The following is a 1,941-nucleotide window of genomic DNA, read 5'->3' as shown; positions in this document are numbered from 1 at the left end:
GTAGTTTTCCATCAAATAAACACAAGCTTCGGCGAGGTCGTTGGCATGTAAAAACTCACGCATGGGCGAGCCCGTTCCCCATAATTCTACACTGGGTTTATTTTCCAATTTGGCTTCATGAAATTTACGAATCATCGCTGGCAATACATGAGAATTATTGAGGTCATAGTTGTCGTTTGGACCGTACAAGTTAGTGGGCATCACCGAAATATAGTTACATCCATATTGGTCACGGTAAGCTTCGCACATTTTTATGCCCGCTATTTTGGCTATGGCATAAGGCTCGTTGGTGGGTTCCAAAAGTCCGGTCAAAAGATAATCCTCCTTCAAAGGTTGTGGTGCGAGTTTTGGATAGATACACGATGAACCTAAAAACATCAATTTCTTAACACCAGCCAAATATGATCCGTGAATTACGTTATTTTGAATCTGCAAGTTTTCATATAAAAACTGCCCTCTATAGGTATTATTGGCCACGATACCACCAACTTTTGCTGCTGCTAAAAATACGTAATCTGGTTTTTCAGTTTGCAAGAAATCAAAAACTTCGGTTTGATTTCGAAGATCTAGTTCTTTTGACGTTCTTAGCAAGAAATTTGTAAAACCAAGGCTTTTTAGTTTTCTGACTATGGCTGAGCCTACCATTCCGTTGTGGCCAGCGACATATATTTTATCGGATATTTCCAATTTTTTGTTGAAATTTACGTTTTGAAAATTCAAATTGCTCACAAAAGTACTACACAGGTATCTTATAATGAAACGAATTCTTTTCATATACATTTTAATTATTGGATTTTCGTCGTTTGTTTCGGCTCAGGACATTATTCCGAAGGCTAAAACCAAAGCAGAAAGAAAGGCTGACCGTAAAAAAATGACTTTGGAGGAGCGAATAGAAGATACTGTGCCGCTTGATGTAAACTTACCAAAGGCTAATTTGAATCTTCCTGGGGATAACAAAATCAGTTCTGTAGAAGATGCGAAGAAGTTTCTAAACGAGACCATTCCCAACCTTTCTAGCGATGTAAAAGCAAAAAGTAAAAAGGCAAAAAAAGCCTTAGAAAAAGCCAAAGCAGAGGTTTTTGATGGACGAAGTTTTGAGAAAATTGCGATAGACAAAAGGGTCTTTAAAAGAGGATCAGGTAGCAGACTTTTATATCAAGAATTCTACGTTTTGAAAAACTTCCAAAAACCCAATCCTTATCTCAGGACGGTGACTTGGTACGATGAAAAAAACAAGAAATTTGTAGATGCTTTGACCCGAGATACAAAAACCAACAGTTTGCTTCACGGACCTTTTAAAGAATATAAAGGCGAAAGTTTAGCCAGAGAAGGCTATTATTATTTAGGAGCAAAACATGGCAGGTGGATGGAGTATGACAAGGATTTCAATTTGCTTAATAAAGAAGTTTACAACAAAGGTTTTTATCAAGAATCGGAGATCAGTTACTATGATGCAGACAGTAGCAAGATAAAAGAGATTATACCCAAAATATATGGAAAAACGACTGGTGCTTACTGGAAGTTTTACGAAGATGGCACCACTGCTGAGGAGGGACATTTTGACGAGAGCAAGAAAGTTGGTCGTTGGGTAGAGTTTTATCCAGGAGGCAATCGCCGCAAGAAAGTCACCCAATATCCTAGAGATATTTTTGATAATTCTGAGCCTTTTGTGATGCAGGAATACAGTGCTGACGGCAAGTTGATTTATGATAGTACTGCACCAAAGTGAGGTTTTTTTTAAGGCATTAAGGCATCGAGGCAATTAGGCATAAGGTGTTCAGGTCTTCATGTACTTAAACTCTTCATCTTCTTCATGTTAAATTGGATAGCGAATTATAACATGAAGGAATTAAGAAATGAAGAGCATTAAGAACTTCATTTTCTTAAAATCTTCATCCTCTTCATGTTAAATTGGATAGCGAATTCTAACATGAAGGAATT

Annotated in this window: 2 protein-coding genes; one reads left to right on the top strand and one right to left on the bottom strand. The window is 37.4% G+C overall.

The window, feature by feature from the left end:
* Positions 1-687, bottom strand: a 687-nt coding sequence (locus tag EGI24_RS14375) for a GDP-L-fucose synthase (protein WP_255049161.1), incomplete at its 3' end; no start/stop codon positions are given.
* Positions 688-754: 67 nt separating this feature from the next.
* On the opposite strand from EGI24_RS14375, the gene EGI24_RS14370 reads away from it, so the two are divergent.
* A complete protein-coding gene (locus EGI24_RS14370) occupies positions 755-1,729 on the top strand; it encodes a toxin-antitoxin system YwqK family antitoxin (RefSeq protein ID WP_255049154.1) in 975 nt (324 codons plus the stop codon).
* The last annotated feature ends 212 nt before the right edge of the window (positions 1,730-1,941 follow it).

Origin of the sequence: Lacihabitans sp. CS3-21, assembly GCF_024343675.1 — a bacterium.
In the GTDB taxonomy this organism is placed as follows: domain Bacteria; phylum Bacteroidota; class Bacteroidia; order Cytophagales; family Spirosomataceae; genus Leadbetterella.
Note: the sequence above shows the minus strand (reverse complement) of the source record. Positions and strands in the feature narration are given on the sequence as shown.

Excerpts from the sequence above, each read along its gene's own strand:
- EGI24_RS14370 (WP_255049154.1), top strand. The coding sequence starts at position 755 with ATGAAACGAATTCTTTTCATATACATTTTAATTATTGGATTTTCGTCG.